The sequence below is a fragment of the Streptomyces sp. CG 926 genome (genome assembly GCF_003148825.1).
Classification (GTDB): domain Bacteria; phylum Actinomycetota; class Actinomycetes; order Streptomycetales; family Streptomycetaceae; genus Streptomyces.
Map to the genome: position 1 here is coordinate 19187 of NZ_QGGZ01000006.1, position 18301 is coordinate 37487.

The following is an 18301-nucleotide window of genomic DNA, read 5'->3' on the forward strand; positions in this document are numbered from 1 at the left end:
CGTCAGTCGCCTCCGGGGTCGCGGGTCTCCACGATCCGGGTCGGGTCATGCGCCCCCGACCGGTCGGACCGCTCCCCGGGCCCTTCGCCCGGGACATCGACCGCGTCGGTCGGGGTCGGTTCCCTCCGTACGGCGTCCGCGCCGCCCGGACGCGCGTCCGTCGGCGGCACTTCCGTGGGCGGCACTTCCGTGGGCGGCACTTCCGTGGGCGGCGGCCGGGGCGCGGGTTCGGGTTCGGGCGCGGCGGGGGCCCCCGGTCCGGCGACGACCGCGTAGGTGGTCATGCGGTCCCCGTCGTCGTACAGCCACCGGCCCGAATTCTCGTCGTAGAGCCACACCGACTCGCCCTCGATGACCACTCCGGCCCGTAGGCCGCGTACGGAGCGGCGGAAGGCGTCGGTGTCGATCCGGCCCGAGGCGAGCTCGTCCATGGCCCGCCGGTAGCGTTCCAGTGCCTCGGAGCCCCGGGCGAGCAGCGGCCGGGGGTCCTCGGAGCGGACCGGGGTCCGGCCGCCGACCGTCGGCGGCGGGTGCGGCACCGCGACCAGCAGTCGGCCGTCCACCCAGGCGGACCAGCCGTTGGCGCACAGGACCTCCCCCCACTCCCCGCGCCGGGACAGCAGTTGCACGGGCAGGAACGGGTCCAGTGGCACGGTCGGCCGGGAGACGTCGGGGGCCTCCCAGGCGGACAGCCCCTCCTGTGGCACCACATGCGTGGGCCGGAAGTCCGCCACCTCGCCTCCGGGGTATCCCAGCGGGCTGCTCATAGGGCCTACTTCCGCATGATGGTCGGCTCGTGCCGGCGCAGCAGCCGGGCGACCAGCACGCCGAACAGCACGGACAAGGCGACGAGCATGCCCATCTCGAGGAGCCACAGGTGGGCCTTGTGGTCGAACAGCGGATCCTGCGTGATCTTGCCGGGCACGATCGCGCCGAGGTCGATGGTGCCCGCCATCGCTCCCATGGCCCACCGGGCCGGCACGAACCAGGCCAGCTGTTCGATGACGGGGACGCCGGTGAGTTTCAGCAGGGAGCCGCAGAAGACGACCTGGACGATCGTGAGGAGGACCAGGAGTGGCATGGTGACCTCCTCCTTGGTCACCAGGGCGGAGATCAGCAGGCCGAGCAGCATCGCGGTGAGGGACAGCAGGGCGACGGCGAGGGTGATCTCCAGCAGTGGTGGCATGAAGTTGCCCCGGCCGCCGGGAGCGTTGATGGTGACTCCGGCGAGGCCGACGAGGGTGAGGACCACGGCCTGGGCGACGGTGATCACGCCGAGAACCACGACCTTGGACATCAGGTAGGCCGACCGGGAGAGGCCGACGGAGCGCTCACGCTGGTAGATGACGCGTTCCTTGACGAGTTCGCGCACCGCGTTGGCGGCGCCGATCAGGACTCCGCCCACGCACAGGATGAACAGGGCGTTCAGCGCCGTTTCGGCCGTGAGGGAGTTGCCGGCCAGCGCGCGGGCCATGGCTCCCATGACGAACGGCAGCGCGACCATGATGATCAGGAAGGTGCGGTCGGACCTGAGCACGGCGGCGTACCGGCGGGTCAGGGTGGAGAGCTGGGAGCCCCAGCTCTGGGCCTTGGGGGGTGGCTGCGGCGAGCCGCCGGCGGCTCGTTCGGCCTGTGCCGTGAGCATGGGTCGGCCGGCGGCGACGTCGATGTGGCGGCGCTGCAGCGGCGAGGCCCGGTACTCCCCCGCCCAGTCGCGGTCGCGCTCGTTCTCGAAGGCTTCGAAGGCCTCGGGCCACTGTTCGAAGCCGAAGAAGTCGAGGGCCTCCCCGGGGGCGCCGTAGTAGGCGATGCGCCCGCCGGGCGCGAGGACCAGGAGGCGGTCGCAGCCTTCGAGGTTGAGCACGCTGTGGGTGACGACGATGACCGTGCGGCCGTCGTCCGCGAGGTCGCGCAGCATGTTCATCACCGAGCGGTCCATCCCGGGGTCGAGGCCGGAGGTGGGCTCGTCCAGGAAGAGCAGGGAGGGCTTGGTGAGCAGTTCCAGGGCGACGGAGACGCGTTTGCGCTGGCCGCCCGAGAGGCTGTGGATGGGTTGGTCGGCGCGCTGTTCGAGGCCGAGTTCGCCGATCACCTCGTCGACCCGGGCCTGTCGTTCGGCCTTGGCGGTGTCCTGCGGGAAGCGCAGTTCGGCGGCGTAGGTGAGGGCGCGCCGGACGGTGAGCTGGGAGTGCAGGATGTCGTCCTGCGGGACGAGGCCGATGCGGCTGCGCAGCTCGGCGTAGTCGCGGTAGAGGTCGCGCCCGTCGTACAGGACGGTGCCCTGGTCGGCGGGGCGCAGGCCGGTCAGTGCGCCGAGCAGGGTGGATTTACCCGCTCCGCTGGGGCCCACGACGGCGAGCAGGCATTTGGCGCCGACCGGGAAGGAGACCTGGTCGAGGAGGGTCTTGCGGCCGCGGTCGACGACGACGGTGAGGCCCTGCACGTCGAGGGAGACCTCCCCGGTGTCCACGTACTCCTGCAGCTGGTCGCCGACGAGGCAGAAGACCGAGTGACCGATGCCGACGATGTCGCCCTCGGTGACGGGGGTGGCCCGGGTGACGGCGGCGCCGTTGAGGTAGGTGCCGTTGTGGCTGCCGAGGTCGACGATCTCGTAGCCGCCGTCGGCGAGGGCGTGCAGTTCGGCATGCTGCCGGGACACGGTGAGGTCGTCGACGACGAGGTCGCTGTCGGGGGCGCGGCCGATGCGGACGGTGGTACGCACGGGCAGCGGTCGTACGCTCGTCGGCTGTCGGAAGGTGCCGGTCAGGGACGGGTTCGCGACCTGGGAGGGCCGGCCGGTGCCCGCCGAAGGGGGTGGTGGCGGGGGCGGCGGAGGCGGCGGCGCGGCGCCGATGACGGCGGCGCGCGGCCCGTCGTCGAGGCTGCCGAAGCGCAGTTCGGTGCCCACACCGACGCTCCACTCGTGGATGCGGTGGCCGTCGGCATAGGTGCCGTTGGTGCTGCCCTCGTCCTCCAGCGTCCAGTGGTCGCCGTCCGGACGCAGGATCGCGTGGTGCCAGGAGACGCGGGCGTCGTCGAGGCAGATCTCGCAAAGGGGGTCCCGACCGACGTGGTAGATCCGGTCGGGATCCATCTCGGTGGCGCCCCAGTCGGTCACCAGGACGAGCTGGGGCGCGGTCGGCACACCGGGGCGCTGGACCATGACCAGATTTTCCCACGATCCCGAAGGTCCGGCACCGGTCGGGCATCGTTGCAGGTCAGAGCCCTCTTATGGGTAATGACAACGGTCCCCGTTGCAGCCTTTGCCGATCCCGCCGGGGTGCGCTTCACTTCACGCGACGGGACCGAACACACGGGTGCCGCGACGAGACGGGGGACGCCATGAGTGGGCACGACCACGCGCACGACGGCCACGGACACGGGCCCGGGTCGGACGGCCACGGACACGGCCACGGACCCGGCGGGCACAGCCACGGCGTGTCGGCGGACGCCGACCGGCGCTGGCTGGCGATCGCGCTGGCCCTGATCGGCGGGTTCATGGCCGTCGAGGTGGTCATCGGCGTCATGGCCAACTCGCTGGCCCTGATCTCGGACGCGGCCCACATGCTGACCGACGCCGTCTCGATCGTCCTGGCGCTCATCGCCATGCGGCTGGCCGCGCGCCCCGCCCGCGGAGGTTTCACGTACGGCCTCAAGCGGGCGGAGATACTCTCCGCCCAGGCGAACGGGCTGACGCTGATCCTGCTGGCGCTCTGGCTCGCGTACGAGGCGGTGCGGCGGCTGATGGACCCGCCGCCCGTGGAGGGCGGGCTGGTCGTGGTGACGGCGCTCGCGGGCATCGTCGTCAATGTGGCCGCGGCCTGGTGCATCTCCCGGGCGAACCGTTCCACGCTCGTCGTCGAGGGCGCCTACCAGCACATCCTGAACGACCTGTTCGCCTTCATCGGGACCGCGATCGCCGGTCTGATCGTGCTGACCACCGGTTTCCGGCAGGCGGACGCGATCGCCACGCTGGTCGTGGTGGTGCTGATGCTCAAGGCGGGCTACGGGCTGGTCCGCGAGTCCGGCCGGATCCTCCTGGAGGCAGCTCCCGCCCATGTGGACCCGGACGCGGTCGGCGACCGGCTCGTCGGGCACCCGCCCGTCACCGAGGTCCACGACCTGCACATCTGGACGATCACCTCGGGTCAGGCGGCGCTCTCCGCGCACGTGCTGGTGGAGCCGGCGGGCGACTGTCACGCCGTCCGCAGGGACCTGGAGGGGCTGCTGGAGAAGGAGTACGGGATCACGCACACCACCCTCCAGGTCGATCACGCCCAGGACTCCCTCCTGACGGTCGGCCGCGCGGGCGGGGGCGCGTCCGACGCGCACTGCGCGGACGCGCACGGACCGGTCCACCGGCAGGGACCGCACGACCACTGACGGCGGAACGCGTACCGCACGTCATTGGCACGGGTCCCGACGGGGCAGAGATGGACCCATGACGCACAAACGCAGTGCCGGACTGCTCCTCTTCCGGCGGACCGGTCCGGAGCCGGAGACCGGTGTCGAGGTACTCCTCGGACATATGGGCGGTCCGCTCTGGGCCGGGCGGGAAGCCGGTGGCTGGGCCATCCCCAAGGGTGAATACGGACCGGAGGAGACTCCGCGGGACGCGGCCCGCCGGGAATTCACCGAGGAGATCGGGCTGCCTCCGCCGGAGGGCGAGTACGTTCCCCTGGGCGAGGTGCGCCTGACCAGCGGAAAGCTGGTGACCATCTGGGCGGTGGAGGCGGATCTCGACCCCGCGCTGATGGTGCCCGGGACCTTCTCGATGGAGTGGCCGCCGCACTCCGGGAACGTCCAGGACTTCCCGGAGCTGGACCGGGTGGCCTGGTTTGCTCCCACCGTGGCGCAAAACATGCTGATCCCCTCCCAACTCCCCTTCCTGGAGCGACTGTTGGCGCTCCTGAAGGTTTGACCCACACTTGCACTTGCCAACACCCTTACCTGCATGGACATTGCACACATGACGAACGTCGTGCTGGTGGGAACCTTGGACACCAAGGGTGTGGAGTACGGCTGGCTGCGCGAGAGGCTGCTGCGCGCCGGCGTCGAAGTGGTACTGGTCGACACAGGAATCATGGGCGAACCCCGGGTGCCCGCCGACGTCCCGCGGGACGCGGTGGCCCGGGCCGCGGGAACGGAACTGTCGGAACTGCGCACGGCCGCCGACCGGGGTGCGGCCGTGGCCACCATGGCGAGGGGCGCGGAGGCGACCCTCTTACGCCTGCACGCCGAGGGCAGGCTGCACGGGGTGCTCGCCATCGGCGGGAGCGGCGGCACCTCCATCGCCACCCGGGCGATGCGCGCCCTGCCGCTGGGCGTACCGAAACTGATGGTCTCGTCGATGGCGTCCGGGGACGTCCGCCCGTATGTGGGCTCCTCGGACATCACCCTGATGTACAGCGTCGTGGACATCGCGGGGATCAACAGCGTCTCGGCACCGGTCCTGGCGAACGCCGTGGCGGCGATCACCGGGATGGCCCGGGCCTACGCCCGCACCTCCCCGGAGGGCCGCCCGCCCCGGCTGGGCACGGGGAGCCGCCCGTTGATCGCGGCGAGCATGGCGGGCGTGACCACGGCCGGGGTGGACGCGGCGCGCGAGCGGCTGACGGAGCTCGGCTACGAGGTACTGGTCTTCCACGTCAGCGGCACCGGCGGTCGCACCCTGGAGACCCTGGCCGGCGAGGGGGTCTTCGCGGGCGTCCTCGACCTCACCCTCAGCGAGCTCGCCGACGACCTGTGCGGGGGCATCCTCAGCGCGGGCCCCGACCGGCTCAGCGCGGCCGGCCGGGCCGGAATCCCGCAGGTGGTGAGCCTGGGGGCGCTGGACATGGTGAAGTTCGGCCCGCTGGAGAGCCTGCCCCGACAGCTCCTGGACCGGGGCGTCCACGTCCACAATCCGTCGATCACGGTGACCCGTACGACCCCGGCCGAGTGCGCGGAACTCGGCCGCCGGGTCGCCGCCAAACTGCGCGTGGCGACCGGACCCACGGCGGTCTGCGTCCCGCTCCGTGGACTGTCCACGCTCGGCGCGCCGGGCGGGCCGTACCATGACGCCGGCGCGGACCGGGCCTTGTTCTCGGCGCTGCGCGAGGGCCTGCGGGGAAGTGCCACCAGGCTCTACGACTACGACACGCACATCAACGATCCGGCCTTCGGGCAGGCGGCGGCCGACCGGCTGCACGCCATGATCGGTGCGCTGTCGGCCGCGGCCTGAGCCATCCGCCGTGGTTGGGAACCGGCCACGGCGGAAACCACGTCCCTTGGGGCGTCCGGTCCGGGGAGGGCCGGTGGACGCCGGTCCGGGACCGGTCGTCCGAGCGAATGCGGCGGCGCCACACGGCAGGCAGGGGGCAGGAACGATGAACGACACGCGGGCGGCATGGTCGGTCCCCGGTTACACGGAGGTCCGTGAGCTCGGTTCGGGCGGCAGCGGGCGCGTGGTGCTCGCCGTCCACGACGGTACGGGCACCCCGGTCGCGGTGAAGTACCTGAGCGACCGGCTGCGCCAGGATCCGGCGTTCGTCGGCGAGTTCCGGGCCGAGGCCCGCCTCCTGGGCGGGCTGCAGACCCCGTACGTGGTCCGGCTGTACGAGTACGTGGAGGCGTCCGGCGGCGCCGCCATCGTCATGGAGCTGGTGGACGGGATCTCGCTGCGCGCCCTGCTGAAGCAGTCCGGGCGGGCCGACGCCGAGGCCGCGCTGGTGGTCCTCAAGGGCTCCCTGCTGGGGCTCGCGGCGGCGCACCGGGCGGGCGTGGTCCACCGTGACTACAAGCCGGAGAACGTCCTGGTCGCGCCGGACGGCTCGTCGAAGCTGGTGGACTTCGGGATCGCGGCGAACCGGGGCAGCACGCCCGGCGTTGCCGGCACCCCCGCCTACATGGCTCCCGAGCAGTGGCAGGGCCGGCCGGCCTCGCCCGCGGCCGACGTGTACGCGGCGACGGCGACCTTCTTCGAGTGCCTCACCGGCCGCAAGCCCTTCGACGGGGAGAACTTCGCCGAGCTCGCCGTCCAGCACATCGAGGCGCCGGTGCCGGAGACCGAGGCGCCCGAGCCGGTACGTCCGCTGATCCGGCGCGGCCTCGCGAAGGCACCCGAGCAGCGGCCGGAGAACGCCGAGGCGTTCGTGGCCGAGCTGGAGGGCGTGGCGCTGGCGGCGTACGGGCCCGAGTGGGAGGAGCGCGGCCAGCGCAAGCTGGCTGCGCTGGCCGCGCTGCTGCCGCTGCTGTTCCCCTCGGCGGGCGGCGCGGCGGCGGGGACCACGGCGGTCGCCACGACGACGGTGCCCAGTGGTTCCGGCTGGGCTCCGGGTCGTCGCGGCTGGCTGGCGGCGGGGGTGGCGCTGGTGCTGGGAACCGTGTTGGTCCTGACCACGGACGCGATCGGCGCGGCCCCGGACGCGGCCTCGGCGGTGAGCTCCTTCGCCACGACGAGCGCGGCTCCGCCCGGCTCGGCCTCGCCGAGCCCGAGCCCGAGCGAGTCCGCGTCCCCTTCGCCGAGTCCGAGCCCCTCCGCGTCCCCGAGCCCCTCGCCGTCCGCGTCCGCGTCGCCGTCCGCCTCCCCCTCGTGGTCGACGAGCCCCACCCCGACACCGACGGTGAGCTGGTCGACCACCCCGACCCCGACGCCGACGCCGACGCCGACACTGAAGGTCACGGACGTCTCCGTGTCGCTCAAGACGGGGGTCTACCGGGGCGACGCGACGATCGCCGTCAACTCACAGGGCGCCGGCTCGGTCACCGTGACGGTGGAGTGGTTCCTGGGCAGCGCGCAGGGCTCCTACTCGGTCGCCGACGGCACGGAATCCTTCGTGGTCCCGGCCGGCTCGGCGGCCCCGGTGGTCAAGTCCCACGCCTTCTCCCGCGGCCGCGGCTGCTACGGCGGGGTCCGCGTCACCACCAAGCCCACCGCCGGGAACAAGTCCGCGTCGGCCTCGCAGTACCTGCTGCGCTGCACGGAGCAGGAGGTGCCCCGATGAGCGGTTCCGCCACCCCCGAGGGCGACGACTACAGCGCCACCGTCCTCGGCAGCCACTGGTTCAGCGGCCCCCCGGACGCGACCAGGAGGATGGCTCCCGAGCCGGTGGCTCCCGACCGGGTCGAGGGCTCCGTCCTCCGGTTCGGTCCCGGGGTGACGGCGGCGATGCCCGCGCCGTTCCCCGTCCACACCACGACGGCCTTCGCGCCGGCACCCCGGCGGCGCCGCCTGGCGGGCCTGCGGCGGTACACCCTCGCGGCGGTCGTCCTGGCCGGGGTCCTCGCGTACCTCGGGTGGCAGCGGTTCGGGCCCGGCATCGAGGTCCGGGACGTGGCCGTGCGTACGGATCCCAAGGGCCCGGCCTGTGACGCGGCGGCCGATGTGGTGGCCGTCGTGGCCACCAACGGGCGCCCGGGCATCCTCACCTACCGGTGGGTGCGCAGCGACGGGACCCGGTCCGAGCAGCTGACCGAGCGGGTGCCGCGCGGTCAACGGGAGGCCCGGCTGCACCTGCTGTGGACCTTCAAGGGCACAGGGAACTACGCGGCGAAGGCGGAGCTCCAGCTGGTCTCGCCCGGGCAGCGCACGGCCGCGGTGGACTTCACGTACCGCTGTTCCCCGTAGGCGGCGCGGCGGCGGCGCCGGGCAGTCGGATGACGGCGAGCCCGCCGGCGAGGTCGACCCGGGTGCGCGGCGGTGCCCCGTCCTCCTCGTCGTCGCGCATGACCAGGGCGCTCTGCCGCTCCTTGAGTTCGTTCTGCTTGCCCGGCGAGAAGCTGGCGTGCAGCTGCTCGAAGCCGGTGGCGGACATCTGCCCCTGCCGGCCGTTCCACCGCCAGGGCAGCAGTCCGGCGCGGCCTGCGCGGAGCAGCGCCAGGTCGAGGAAGGCCACGGCGGTGAGCACCAGAGCCAGACCGGGAAGGGTCATGAAGATGACGAAGCCCATGCGGCCACGGTAACCGAGGCCGGGCCCGGACCCGCGGCCACTTCCGTGGGTGGCCGCGGGCCGTTCCGCGTTCCGCCCCCGCCGCAACCGGGGGACGGAAGTCAGGGGCTCCGACCGGGGTCAGAACCGGGCGTGCGCGGTGATGTCCGCCTCGAACTCGCCCGTCATCGCCGGGGTCACCGTCGGCCTGCACTGCCGGACCGCCGCCAGGTAGTCCTGGGTGGACGCGCCCAACTGCGCGGCCGCCGCGCCCCGCGCGCCCACCGCCTCCAGATCCCGCTCGAAGGACACCTGCGCCGCGATCCGCGCCGCGTGCTCGATGTCGGCCGGCGTGAACAGCTCGGTGGCGGCCACCAGGGCGCTCACGTCGACGTCCGCGCGGCCCGCCGTGTAGCGGGACCAGATCGCGGCGCGCGCCCCGGCGTCCGGGGTGCCGATCGGGATGAGGTAGTCGAAGCGCCCGGGCCGCAGGAAGGCCGGGTCCAACGAGCGGATGGAGTTGGTGGCGCACACCAACAGCCGCTCGTCGCCCTCCCGGAAGCCCGGTATCAGCTTCAGCAGCTCGTTCGTCACCCCGTGGATCCCGCCGGGGTGGGCGGGCTCGGTGCGCACCGGGGCGATCTCCTCGACCTCGTCGATGAAGACGAGGACGCGCTCCAGCTCGGCGATCCGGGCGAAGGCGTCGCGCAGTGCGGCCGCCAGGTTGCCCTGGTCGGCGAGGCGGGAGGGCAGCAGCTCCACGAAGGGCCAGCCGAGCCGGGAGGCGATGGCCCGGGCGAAGGTGGTCTTGCCGGTGCCGGGCGGGCCGAAGAGGGTGATGGCGCGGGGCGGCCGCACGCCGTGCGTGGCGGCCCGCTCGGGCTCGGCGAGCGGCAGCACCACGCGCCGCTCGATGAGGTCCTTCTCCTTCTCCATGCCGGCGACCTTGGACCACAGGTCGTTCGGCAGGAAGCGGCCGCCGAGGTCGTCGAGGAGACCCGCGGCCGGTCCGTGCAGCGGCTCGGTCTTCTCGAAGTAGGCGACGGCCGGCTGCCGGGTGTATCCGGCGTTGAGGAGGCCCTCGCCGAGCATGTCCTCCTCCGGCAGGACGTACGCGATGCGGCCGACGCGGGCGGCGATGAGTCGTCGCTCCAGTTCCACGAGCAGGGCGCTGGCCAGGCCCCGACCGCGCCAGCCGGCGGCGATCGCGATGCGCATGACCCAGGCCCGTTCGCCGGTGACGCAGGCGAGCGCCGCGCCGATCGGGACGCCCTGGTGGACGGCGACAACACAGGGCTGGCGGTCGGTGAGCGCGCTGATGCACTCGGCGAGCGAGAAGACGGACTCCTGGCCGAGTTCGGCCGTGGTGTCGATCAGATGGACCACCGCCGCGAGATCGCTCTCGCGGTAGTCGTGGATGAGCCAGTTCACCGGGTACCGCCCCTCGTTCGTGCTCCTGCGGCGAGGCTAGGGGCGGCGGGCCTGACGATCACGCTCCGTCATGCACAACACCCGGCCCGGGAACCGTCCGTGGCGTCCATAGACTGGTGCTTTCCGCCGACGAACCGCACCGAGGATCCGCACACCTTCATGCCTTCCGACATATCTGCCATATCCGGATCCCGTTGTCGGCGCGTTGTGGTGTGGCTGATCCCGCTGGTGTGGACCCTGGGGCTCGGGCTGTGGGGGCTCTCCCGGCAGGACAGCGTATGGCGGGACGAGGCGGCGACCTGGCAGGTGGCGGGGCGGTCGGCGGGCGAGATATGGGCGATGCTGGCGAACGTGGACGCCGTGCACGGGCTCTACTACCTGCTGATGCACTGCCTCTTCGATGCCTTCGGAGCGAGTACGACCACCCTGCGGCTGCCGTCGGTGCTGGCCGTCTCCGCCGCCGCGGCGTGCGTGGCGCTGATCGGGCGGCGCCTGGCCGGGTTCTGGGCGGGGCTCGGCGGCGGGCTGACCCTGGGACTGCTGCCGGCGGTCCAGTTCTACCTCCAGGAGGGCCGCCCGTACGCGCTGGTCGCGGCGGGGGTCGGGCTCTCCACGCTGCTGCTGGTCTCGCTCCTGGAGCGCGGGCCCGGGCGGCGGGCCTGGCCGCGCTGGGCGGCGTACGGGATCGCCGTGCTGGTGTGCGCCCTGCTGAACTGGCTGTCCCTGCTGGTCCTGCCCGCGCACGCGGCGACCCTGGGGTGGGTGCGGGCCGGGCGGCGGACATGGCTGCGCTGGGCGGCGTACGGCTCGGGCGCGGTGGCGGGGGCGCTGCCGCTGATCCTGTTCAGCCGCCGCCAGTCCGAGCAGGTGTCCTGGATACCGCCGCTGAGCTGGACCGTGCTGATCGGGCCGGGCATCCTCCTGGCGATCGGCGGCCTGGCCGCGTGGGCGGGGCGGGCGGGGCGGGCGGGGCGGGCGGACCGCAGGACGCTCTCGGTGGCGGCGGTGGGCCTGCCGTTGCTGGCGGTACCGCAGCTCGGGCTGATCGGGGTGTCCTTGGTGCAGCCGCTGTTCCAGGACCGGTACGTGCTGTTCAGCATGGCGGGGCTGGCGCTGCTGATCGGCGCCGCCCTGGGGGCCGCCGTACGGGCCTGCGCGCTCCGCCTGCCGCGAGCGGCGGGACTGGTGGTGCCGGGCCTGATCGGTGTTTCGGTGCTGACCCTGCTGCCGGTGGAACTGGACAAGCGCGCCCCGGCGAGCCGGATCGACGACGTGCTCGCGGTGGCCGGCGAGGTGGCCGGGCTGAAGCGGGACGGGGACGCGGTGCTGTTCGTGCCGGCCGCGCGGCGGGACACGGCACTGGTCTCGCCCGGCGCCTTCGGAGGGCTGGCCGATGTGGCGCTGGCCGCGTCCCCGGCCGCCTCGGCCACCTTGAAGGGCGAGGAGGAGGGCCCCGAGCGGATCCGGGCGGCGTTGCTGGGGCAGCGACGGGTGCTGCTGGTGACGGACTCGGAGCAGGTGGCGAAGGCGCCGTCGGCGGACCGGGACAAGGCCAAGGCTGCCGTCCTGCGGGAGCACTTCGCGGTGGTGGCGGACCGGCAGGTGCGGGGGCGCCGGGTGACGGTCTACGAGCGGCGGGGATAGCCGCCGATCGGCTGCCGACATCCGACATAGCGGGGCCTGTCCGGGCATGCCCCGTCCTTCACGCGAGCTTCACAGGATTCACAGGAGATTCATACGGAACACCATCCTCCGGACATAGGTTCGGGGGGCAGGGTGGAAAAATGATCCACTCCACGCTCCCCCGAACGGCCCGGCGCACCCGTGCGCGGCGGGCGTCCCGGATCCTGCTCGCGCTGGCCGCGATGGGCGCGATGCTCGGCGTGGACGTGCCCGACTCCGGACCGCCGCTCGGCGTGACCGAGACGGCCCTGCCCGGCACGGCAACCGACCGGGTGGGCGCGATCTTCGCGGGCGGGCCGGACGGCGGACATCACTGCACCGCCTCCGTGGTGCACAGCGAGCGGGGCGATGTGATCGCCACGGCCGCGCACTGCCTGGAGAGCCCCGACACCACCCTCTTCGCGCCGGGCTACCGCGACGGCAAGGCCCCGTACGGCTTCTGGAAGCTCACCCGCGCGTACCTGGCTCCGGGCTGGACGGACGGCCAGGACCCGGACGACGACGTCGCCTTCGCGACGGTGGCCCCGGTGGACGGCGGACGGACCGAGGCCGTGGAGGATCTCGTGGGCGCTTTCAAGGTCGCCGCCGAGCAGCCGGACGACGCCACGGTGACGATCATCGGCTACCCGCGGAGCCTGGAGGCGCCGGTGCTCTGCGTGAACACCACCGACCTCTTCTCGGCGACCCAGCGCCGGATCGGCTGCCCGGACCTCACCGGCGGCACCAGCGGCAGCCCCTGGCTGGTGGACGGCGAGTTGGCCGGGGTGCTCGGTGGCTACGAGGGCGGCGGGAGCGTCCCGGAGATCTCGTACAGCGCGGTACTGGGCGACCGGGCGGCGGAGTTGTACCGGCAAGCGCGGTCCTGAGGACCGCAGGAACCGCAGGGCCGCAGGGCCGCAGGACCGCAGGACCGCAATCGGGTGCGGGTGCGGGTGCGGGTGCGGAAAAGGCGTTGCCGATGAACTCCCAGGAGTCCGTCGCACCCCATGGATCGCCTCATGTCCCGCCCTGCGGGAGCCCGTTCAGGCGTGGGTGCCAAAGCCCTGGCGAGGCGGGTCGGCGTGGTGTTTCCTTGAAGATGTTCAGCTGAACGGACACCACCGACCGGACCGTATTCCGCAGGCTTTCCCAGCGCGTCGGACCGGTGTCCTGTGTACCGGGGCGAAGACGGAGTCGGCCGGGCCGGCGCGCCGGAAGCCAGGCTGATGGGGGATCTCCATGACCGCCGCGCACAACGTCCCGGACATCCTGTCGCAGGAGTTCGCCGAGAACCCGTACCCGACGTACCGCGCCCTGCGCGAAAGCGGAGAGCTCGTGTGGCACGAGGCGACGCAGAGCTATCTGGTCTCGCGCTACGAGGACGTGGCGCGGGTGTTCAAGGACAAGGAGTCGCTCTTCACCACGGACAACTACGCCTGGCAGGCGGAGCCCGTGCACGGGAAGACCCTGCTCCAGATGAGCGGCCGCGAGCACGCCACCCGGCGCGCCCTGGTGGCCCCTGCCTTCCGCGGCAACGAGCTCCGCGAGAAGGTCGTACCCGTCATCGAACGCAACGCCCGCGACCTGATCGACGGCTTCCGCCGGACCGGGTCCGTGGACCTCGTCAGCGGCTTCGCCTCCCACTTCCCCATCACCGTCATCGCCGACATGTTCGGACTGGACCGGTCCGGCCAGCAGCACATCGGCGGTTGGTACCGGGCCTTCGTGGCGTTCACCGGCAACCTGTCCGGCGACCCCGAGTGCGCCGCGGCCGGAGCCCGCGCCCAGGCCGAGTTCGCCGCGTACATGCTCCCCGTCATCGGTGAACGGCGGGGCCACCTCGGCGACGACCTGCTCTCGGCGCTCTGCACAGCCGAGGTCGACGGCGTGAGCATGAGCGACGAGGACATCAAGGCCTTCTGCAGCCTGCTGCTCACCGCGGGCGCCGAGACCACGGACAAGGCCATCGCCGGCCTCTTCGCGAACCTCCTGGCCCATCCCGAACAGCTCGAGGCCGTCCGCAAGGACCGCGGACTCATCGACCGGGCCTTCGCGGAGACGCTGCGCTACAGCCCGCCGGTCCACATGATCATGCGTCAGGCCGGCACCGACGTCCCGATGAGCGGAGGCACCATCCCCGCCGGATCCACCGTCACCTGCCTGATCGGAGCGGCCAATCGCGATCCGGAACGGTATGCCGCCCCCGACCGGTTCGACATCCTCCGCGACGACCTGACGGCGACCACCGCCTTCTCGGCAGCCGCGGACCACCTGGCGTTCGCCCTCGGACGGCACTTCTGCGTGGGAGCGCTGCTGGCCAAGGCGGAGGTGGAGATCGCCACGAACCAACTCCTCGACGCGATGCCGGACATGCGACCGGCCGACGGGTACGACCCGGCCGAGCAGGGTGTTTTCACCCGCGGACCGAAGTCGGTGCGTGTGGAGTTCACGCCGACCGTAGGCTGAGGCAACCGCGCGATGCGGGTCCGACACGGGGGTCCCGCCCTGGGCGCCGCCCCCGGACCCCACCCGGATTCCCGGGCCCGCTTCGCCCGGCTGCGGGACGGCAGCAGGGCCGGAAAGTGGCCGAGCTCCTCGACGGCGGCGAGCCTGGAATCCACATTGGCCACCGCACGAGGTGTGGCCCGTTGATGCCCCGCCAGACGGAGCAGGCGCGACATCGCGGCGATGCTTCCACCCTCCCCCTGAACCTCACCCGGCGGGGCCGGTCACGGTGGCCGGCCGGCGGCCGGCCGGGATGCGTTCCGCGTCGGGGGCCGAGGGCTGTGCGGGGAGCAGTTCGATCGACGGCCCCCGGGCGGTGTCCGCCCGGATGTCCCGCAACCCGCAGCGCAGCCCGTCGCGCAGCTTTCGGCCGAGCGGGCGTTCCACGAGCCGGTGGATGAGCCAGGCGAGCGCCAGCATCGTGGCGGTCACCCCGATGACCAGGGGTACGGGAGCCACCTCTTGGCGGAAGTGATGGATGAGGGTCAGCCCGGCCATCATGTGGATCAGGTAGAGCGGATAGGTGAGCGCTCCGGCGTGCGGGAGCCACCGCCACCGGACGCCGTCGAGGGCGCCCAGCGCCACGGCCGCCATCAGGGCGAAGCCGAGCGCGATGATCAGATGGGCGGGCCAGGCCGGCGTCCGCTCGGTGGCCGCCCGGCCCAGGCTGGAGATCATGCGGGCGTGCACGTGGTGCTGCGCGAGCAGGAACTGGACGCCCACGACGGCCCACAGCACGGCGTTCGGCCGGAAGCGGCGCATCAGGTAGAAGCCGATGCCGGCGACGAAGTAGGGGGAGGAGGTCGAGGCCGCGAAGAAGGACAGCACGCCGTTGTCCACGCTGGGGGCCACGACACCGGCCAGGGTCCAGGCCGCACAGAACAGGACGCAGTTGCGATAGGTCACACCGCGCATGACCACGATCGCGAACAGTATGTAGAACTTGAGCTCGACGAAGAGCGTCCAGTACGCGTCGTCGATGTTCGGGACCCCGACGCCGCTCTGCAGCATCGAGAGGTTCACCATGACATCGCTGAGCGCGCTCACCTTTCTGACCTCGGGCCAGGCGAACAGCACGAGGGTGGTGAAGGCCACAGCGGCCCAGTAGGCGGGGAAGAGCCGGGAGATCCGGGACACCGCGAAGTCGCCCACCGTGCGACCCCAGGCACTCATGCAGATGACGAACCCGCTGACCAGGAAAAATATCTCGACGCCGAGCCAGCCGTAGACGGCGAGCCCGTGGACCCGCGGGAAGATCTCCGCGGGCGCCTTCCCCCAGGCGCTCTCGAGGGCGAAGTAGTGGTAGAAGAGCACGCCGAGCGCGGCGAGGACCCGGATCCCGTCGAGGACCGCCAGGCGCCCGCCGGGAACCGCTCCGGCCGACGCGCGACCGTGGCCGCCCCTCTCGGACACACCGGCTGCACTGCGCGAGGTCATCCCTCGACCGCCTCCTTGAATGTACGACTGTCCGATTACCGCTCTGGACCAGCGGAACCATACAGCTCACGTACGGGCGGCTCACATCGCCGGTTCGGGGAGTCAGTCGAGCGCGGTGGGGGCCTCGAACCAGGTCGGCTCGTCGCGCAGCGCCCGGTGGATCCTGTCCAGGCCGAAGGGATCCAGCGGAGGCAACGCGTCCACGTCGAACCAGGCCACTTCAAGGGATTCGTGGTCGTTGGCCCGTGCCTCGCCGCCCGTCGCCCGGCAACGGAAGGTGATGTCCTGGAACTGGCAGACGTCCCCGTTGGGGTAGGTCATCGGCTCCGTCATCTGGACGAGGACCACGCGCTCGACGACGCAGCGCACCGCCGTCTCCTCGTACACCTCACGCACGGCGGTTTCGGCGGGCTGCTCCCCCGGCTCGGCGATTCCACCGACCACCGCCCAGTGCCCGGTGTCGGAGCGCCGGCCGAGCAGCACCCGGCCGAGGTCGTCGAAGACGATGGCCGTGACTCCGGGCAGCAGGAGCAGCTGGTGCCCGGCGGTGGCGCGGATCCGGCGGATGAAATCGGGTGTGGTCATGCCCCGACCCTACGAGGCCGACGGCCCGTACCCCGATCCGGCCTCAGGCGGCGCGGCGCGAGCGGATCCGGCGGTTCAGGATCCACCCGAAGCCGCCCGCGGCCAGCAGGAGCAGCGCGTACTCCGGGAGCGGGCCGACGACCGTGGCCGGGGTACGGCCGGAGCGCAGCGGGATCTCGGCGACCAGCGCGTCGGCGGTGAACATCTCGGTCTGCGCGACGATCTTCCCGTCGGGGCGGATGACCGCGCTGACCCCGCTGGTGACGGGGACGAGGACGGTCCGGCTGTGCTCGACGGCGCGGATCCGGTCCATGGCGAGCTGCTGGTAGGTCATCTGGGTCCGGCCGAAGGTGGCGTTGTTGCTCGGTACGGCGATCACCTGGGCGCCCGCCTGGACGGTGGAACGGACGGCGTCGTCGAAGGCGGCCTCGAAACAGGTGACCATGCCGACGCCGCTGCCTGCCATGTCGAAGACGCCGGGGTCCTTGCCGGGACCGAAGTCGCGCCGCACCCGGTCCACGTCGGCGCTGAAGAGCCGGACGACGGAGCGCATCGGGATGCGCTCGCCGAAGGGCTGGATCTTGCGCTTGTCGTAGGTCACGGTGGGGCCCTTGACCGGGTCCCACAGGATCATCGTGTTGCGCAGCGGGCCCGTCTCCGGGGCCACCACGGCGCCGATGGCGACGGGCACGCCGATGGCTTTGACGGCCTGATCGATGACGTCGTGGGCGTCCGGCTCGGCGTACGGGTCGAGGTCGGAGGAGTTCTCCGGCCAGACGACGAAGTCGGGCTTCGGGGCGCGCCCGGCCTTGACGTCCTCGGCGAGCTGGACGGTGCGCTTGACGTGGTTGTCGAGGACGGCCCTGCGCTGGGAGTTGAAGTCGAGCCCGAGGCGGGGCACGTTGCCCTGGATGACGGCGACCACGGCGGTACCGTCCTCGGCCGCGTCGGAGACCAGCGGGCGGGCGGCGAGGCCCACGCCGATCGGGGCGAGGACGGTGAGCGCGGTCAGCGCGGCGGTGGTGCGGCCGGGGTGGCGACGAGCGGTGCGCAGGGCTTCGTAGAGGCCGAATCCGCAGAGGGCGACGCCGAAGGAGAGCAGCGGTGTACCGCCGAGGGCGACGAGCGGGGTGAAGACGCCGTCGGCCTGACCGAAGGCGAGCTTGCCCCAGGGGAAGCCGCCGAAGGGGGCCCGGGCCCGCAGGGCCTCGCCCGCGACCCAGACGGCGGCGGCGAACAGCGGCCAGGCCGGGAGCCTGCTGACCAGGGCGATCCCGAGGCCGGTGAGGCCGATGAGGAGCGCTTCGAGGGTGCTCAGCGCGAGCCAGGGCACCGGGCCGACCTCCTCACCGGTCCAGACGAGGAGCGGCAGCAGGAAGCCGAGGCCGGCGAGGAGCCCGAGGCCGAAGCCGGCCCGGGCGCGGCGGCCGTGGAGGCAGCCGGCGAGCAGGGCGAGCGCGAGGGGGGCCAGCCACCACAGCGGGCGGGGCGGGAAGCTGAGGTAGAGCAGCACGCCGGAGAGGGTGGCGAGCACGGCGCGCAGCAGCCACAGCCCCCTCCGGTTCGCGGCGGACCGGGCGGTCGCGGGGGGCGCGGCCGCCTCGGCCGGGGGCCCGTCGGCGGACTGCGAGGGCTCGTTCCCGGTGGTGCGGGTGACACTGCTGCTCATCTGGCGGAGTGTACGTCCCCGCGCCTCGCGGGCCGGTAAGCGCCCGGCCGCGCTAGCCGGGACACCCCTCTACCGGGCCTACCGGGTCTACCGGATCTACCGG

The 18301-nt window shown here is 72.6% G+C and carries 15 protein-coding genes; 8 read left to right on the top strand and 7 right to left on the bottom strand.

The annotated features are described in order from the left end of the window. Window positions 1–2: 2 nt before the first annotated feature. Together BCL76_RS17135 and BCL76_RS17140 are read right to left on the bottom strand one after the other, a co-directional pair. Window positions 3–767 carry a hypothetical protein gene (locus BCL76_RS17135; protein WP_109780369.1) on the bottom strand — a complete coding sequence of 255 codons (765 nt, stop codon included), beginning with the start codon at window positions 765–767 and terminating at the stop codon, window positions 3–5. 5 nt (window positions 768–772) lie between these two features. Then, entirely contained in the window at window positions 773–3163 is a 2391-nt protein-coding gene (locus tag BCL76_RS17140) for an ABC transporter ATP-binding protein/permease (RefSeq protein WP_109780370.1), read from the bottom strand. 179 nt (window positions 3164–3342) lie between these two features. Here BCL76_RS17140 and BCL76_RS17145 point away from each other — a divergent pair, with 179 nt between their 5' ends. From BCL76_RS17145 to BCL76_RS17165, 5 genes are all read left to right on the top strand, one after another. After that, a complete protein-coding gene (locus BCL76_RS17145; protein ID WP_109780371.1) occupies window positions 3343–4383 on the top strand; it encodes a cation diffusion facilitator family transporter in 1041 nt (346 codons plus the stop codon). Between the two features lie 58 nt (window positions 4384–4441). Further along, complete coding sequence (locus BCL76_RS17150; protein WP_109780372.1) at window positions 4442–4921, top strand: NUDIX domain-containing protein; 480 nt, start codon at window positions 4442–4444, stop codon at window positions 4919–4921. Window positions 4922–4969: 48 nt separating this feature from the next. After that, on the top strand, window positions 4970–6223 hold the full coding sequence (locus BCL76_RS17155) for a Tm-1-like ATP-binding domain-containing protein (RefSeq protein ID WP_109780373.1): 1254 nt from the start codon (window positions 4970–4972) through the stop codon (window positions 6221–6223). Between the two features lie 145 nt (window positions 6224–6368). Beyond that, entirely contained in the window at window positions 6369–7985 is a 1617-nt protein-coding gene (locus tag BCL76_RS17160; protein WP_109780374.1) for a serine/threonine-protein kinase, read from the top strand. Continuing rightward, window positions 7982–8608: a hypothetical protein gene (locus tag BCL76_RS17165; RefSeq protein ID WP_109780375.1), complete on the top strand. Its 627-nt coding sequence runs from the start codon at window positions 7982–7984 to the stop codon at window positions 8606–8608. The genes BCL76_RS17160 and BCL76_RS17165 overlap by 4 nt, the downstream gene beginning before the upstream one ends. Here BCL76_RS17165 and BCL76_RS17170 read toward each other — a convergent pair. Both BCL76_RS17170 and BCL76_RS17175 read right to left on the bottom strand, forming a co-directional pair. Beyond that, a complete protein-coding gene (locus tag BCL76_RS17170; RefSeq protein ID WP_109780376.1) occupies window positions 8586–8930 on the bottom strand; it encodes a DUF6191 domain-containing protein in 345 nt (114 codons plus the stop codon). The two genes, BCL76_RS17165 and BCL76_RS17170, sit on opposite strands and share 23 nt — an antisense overlap. Window positions 8931–9050: 120 nt before the next feature. Continuing rightward, window positions 9051–10340: an ATP-binding protein gene (locus BCL76_RS17175; protein ID WP_109780377.1), complete on the bottom strand. Its 1290-nt coding sequence runs from the start codon at window positions 10338–10340 to the stop codon at window positions 9051–9053. A 159-nt stretch (window positions 10341–10499) separates the two neighbouring features. On the opposite strand from BCL76_RS17175, the gene BCL76_RS17180 reads away from it, so the two are divergent. The 3 genes from BCL76_RS17180 (at window position 10500) to BCL76_RS17190 (ending at window position 14468) form a co-directional block, all read left to right on the top strand. Beyond that, complete coding sequence (locus BCL76_RS17180) at window positions 10500–11984, top strand: glycosyltransferase family 39 protein (protein ID WP_109780378.1); 1485 nt, start codon at window positions 10500–10502, stop codon at window positions 11982–11984. 140 nt (window positions 11985–12124) lie between these two features. Then, a complete protein-coding gene (locus BCL76_RS17185) occupies window positions 12125–12889 on the top strand; it encodes a trypsin-like serine peptidase (protein ID WP_109780379.1) in 765 nt (254 codons plus the stop codon). A 352-nt stretch (window positions 12890–13241) separates the two neighbouring features. Further along, window positions 13242–14468, top strand: coding sequence for a cytochrome P450 (locus tag BCL76_RS17190; protein WP_109780380.1), 1227 nt, complete (start codon window positions 13242–13244; stop codon window positions 14466–14468). 246 nt (window positions 14469–14714) lie between these two features. Here BCL76_RS17190 and BCL76_RS17195 read toward each other — a convergent pair whose 3' ends face one another. From BCL76_RS17195 to lnt, 3 genes are all read right to left on the bottom strand, one after another. After that, a complete protein-coding gene (locus tag BCL76_RS17195) occupies window positions 14715–15944 on the bottom strand; it encodes an acyltransferase family protein (protein WP_109780381.1) in 1230 nt (409 codons plus the stop codon). A 102-nt stretch (window positions 15945–16046) separates the two neighbouring features. Beyond that, window positions 16047–16529, bottom strand: coding sequence for an NUDIX hydrolase (locus BCL76_RS17200; protein ID WP_109780382.1), 483 nt, complete (start codon window positions 16527–16529; stop codon window positions 16047–16049). Window positions 16530–16572: 43 nt separating this feature from the next. Next, window positions 16573–18198, bottom strand: coding sequence for an apolipoprotein N-acyltransferase (lnt, locus tag BCL76_RS17205; RefSeq protein WP_109780383.1), 1626 nt, complete (start codon window positions 18196–18198; stop codon window positions 16573–16575). Window positions 18199–18301 lie beyond the last annotated feature (103 nt).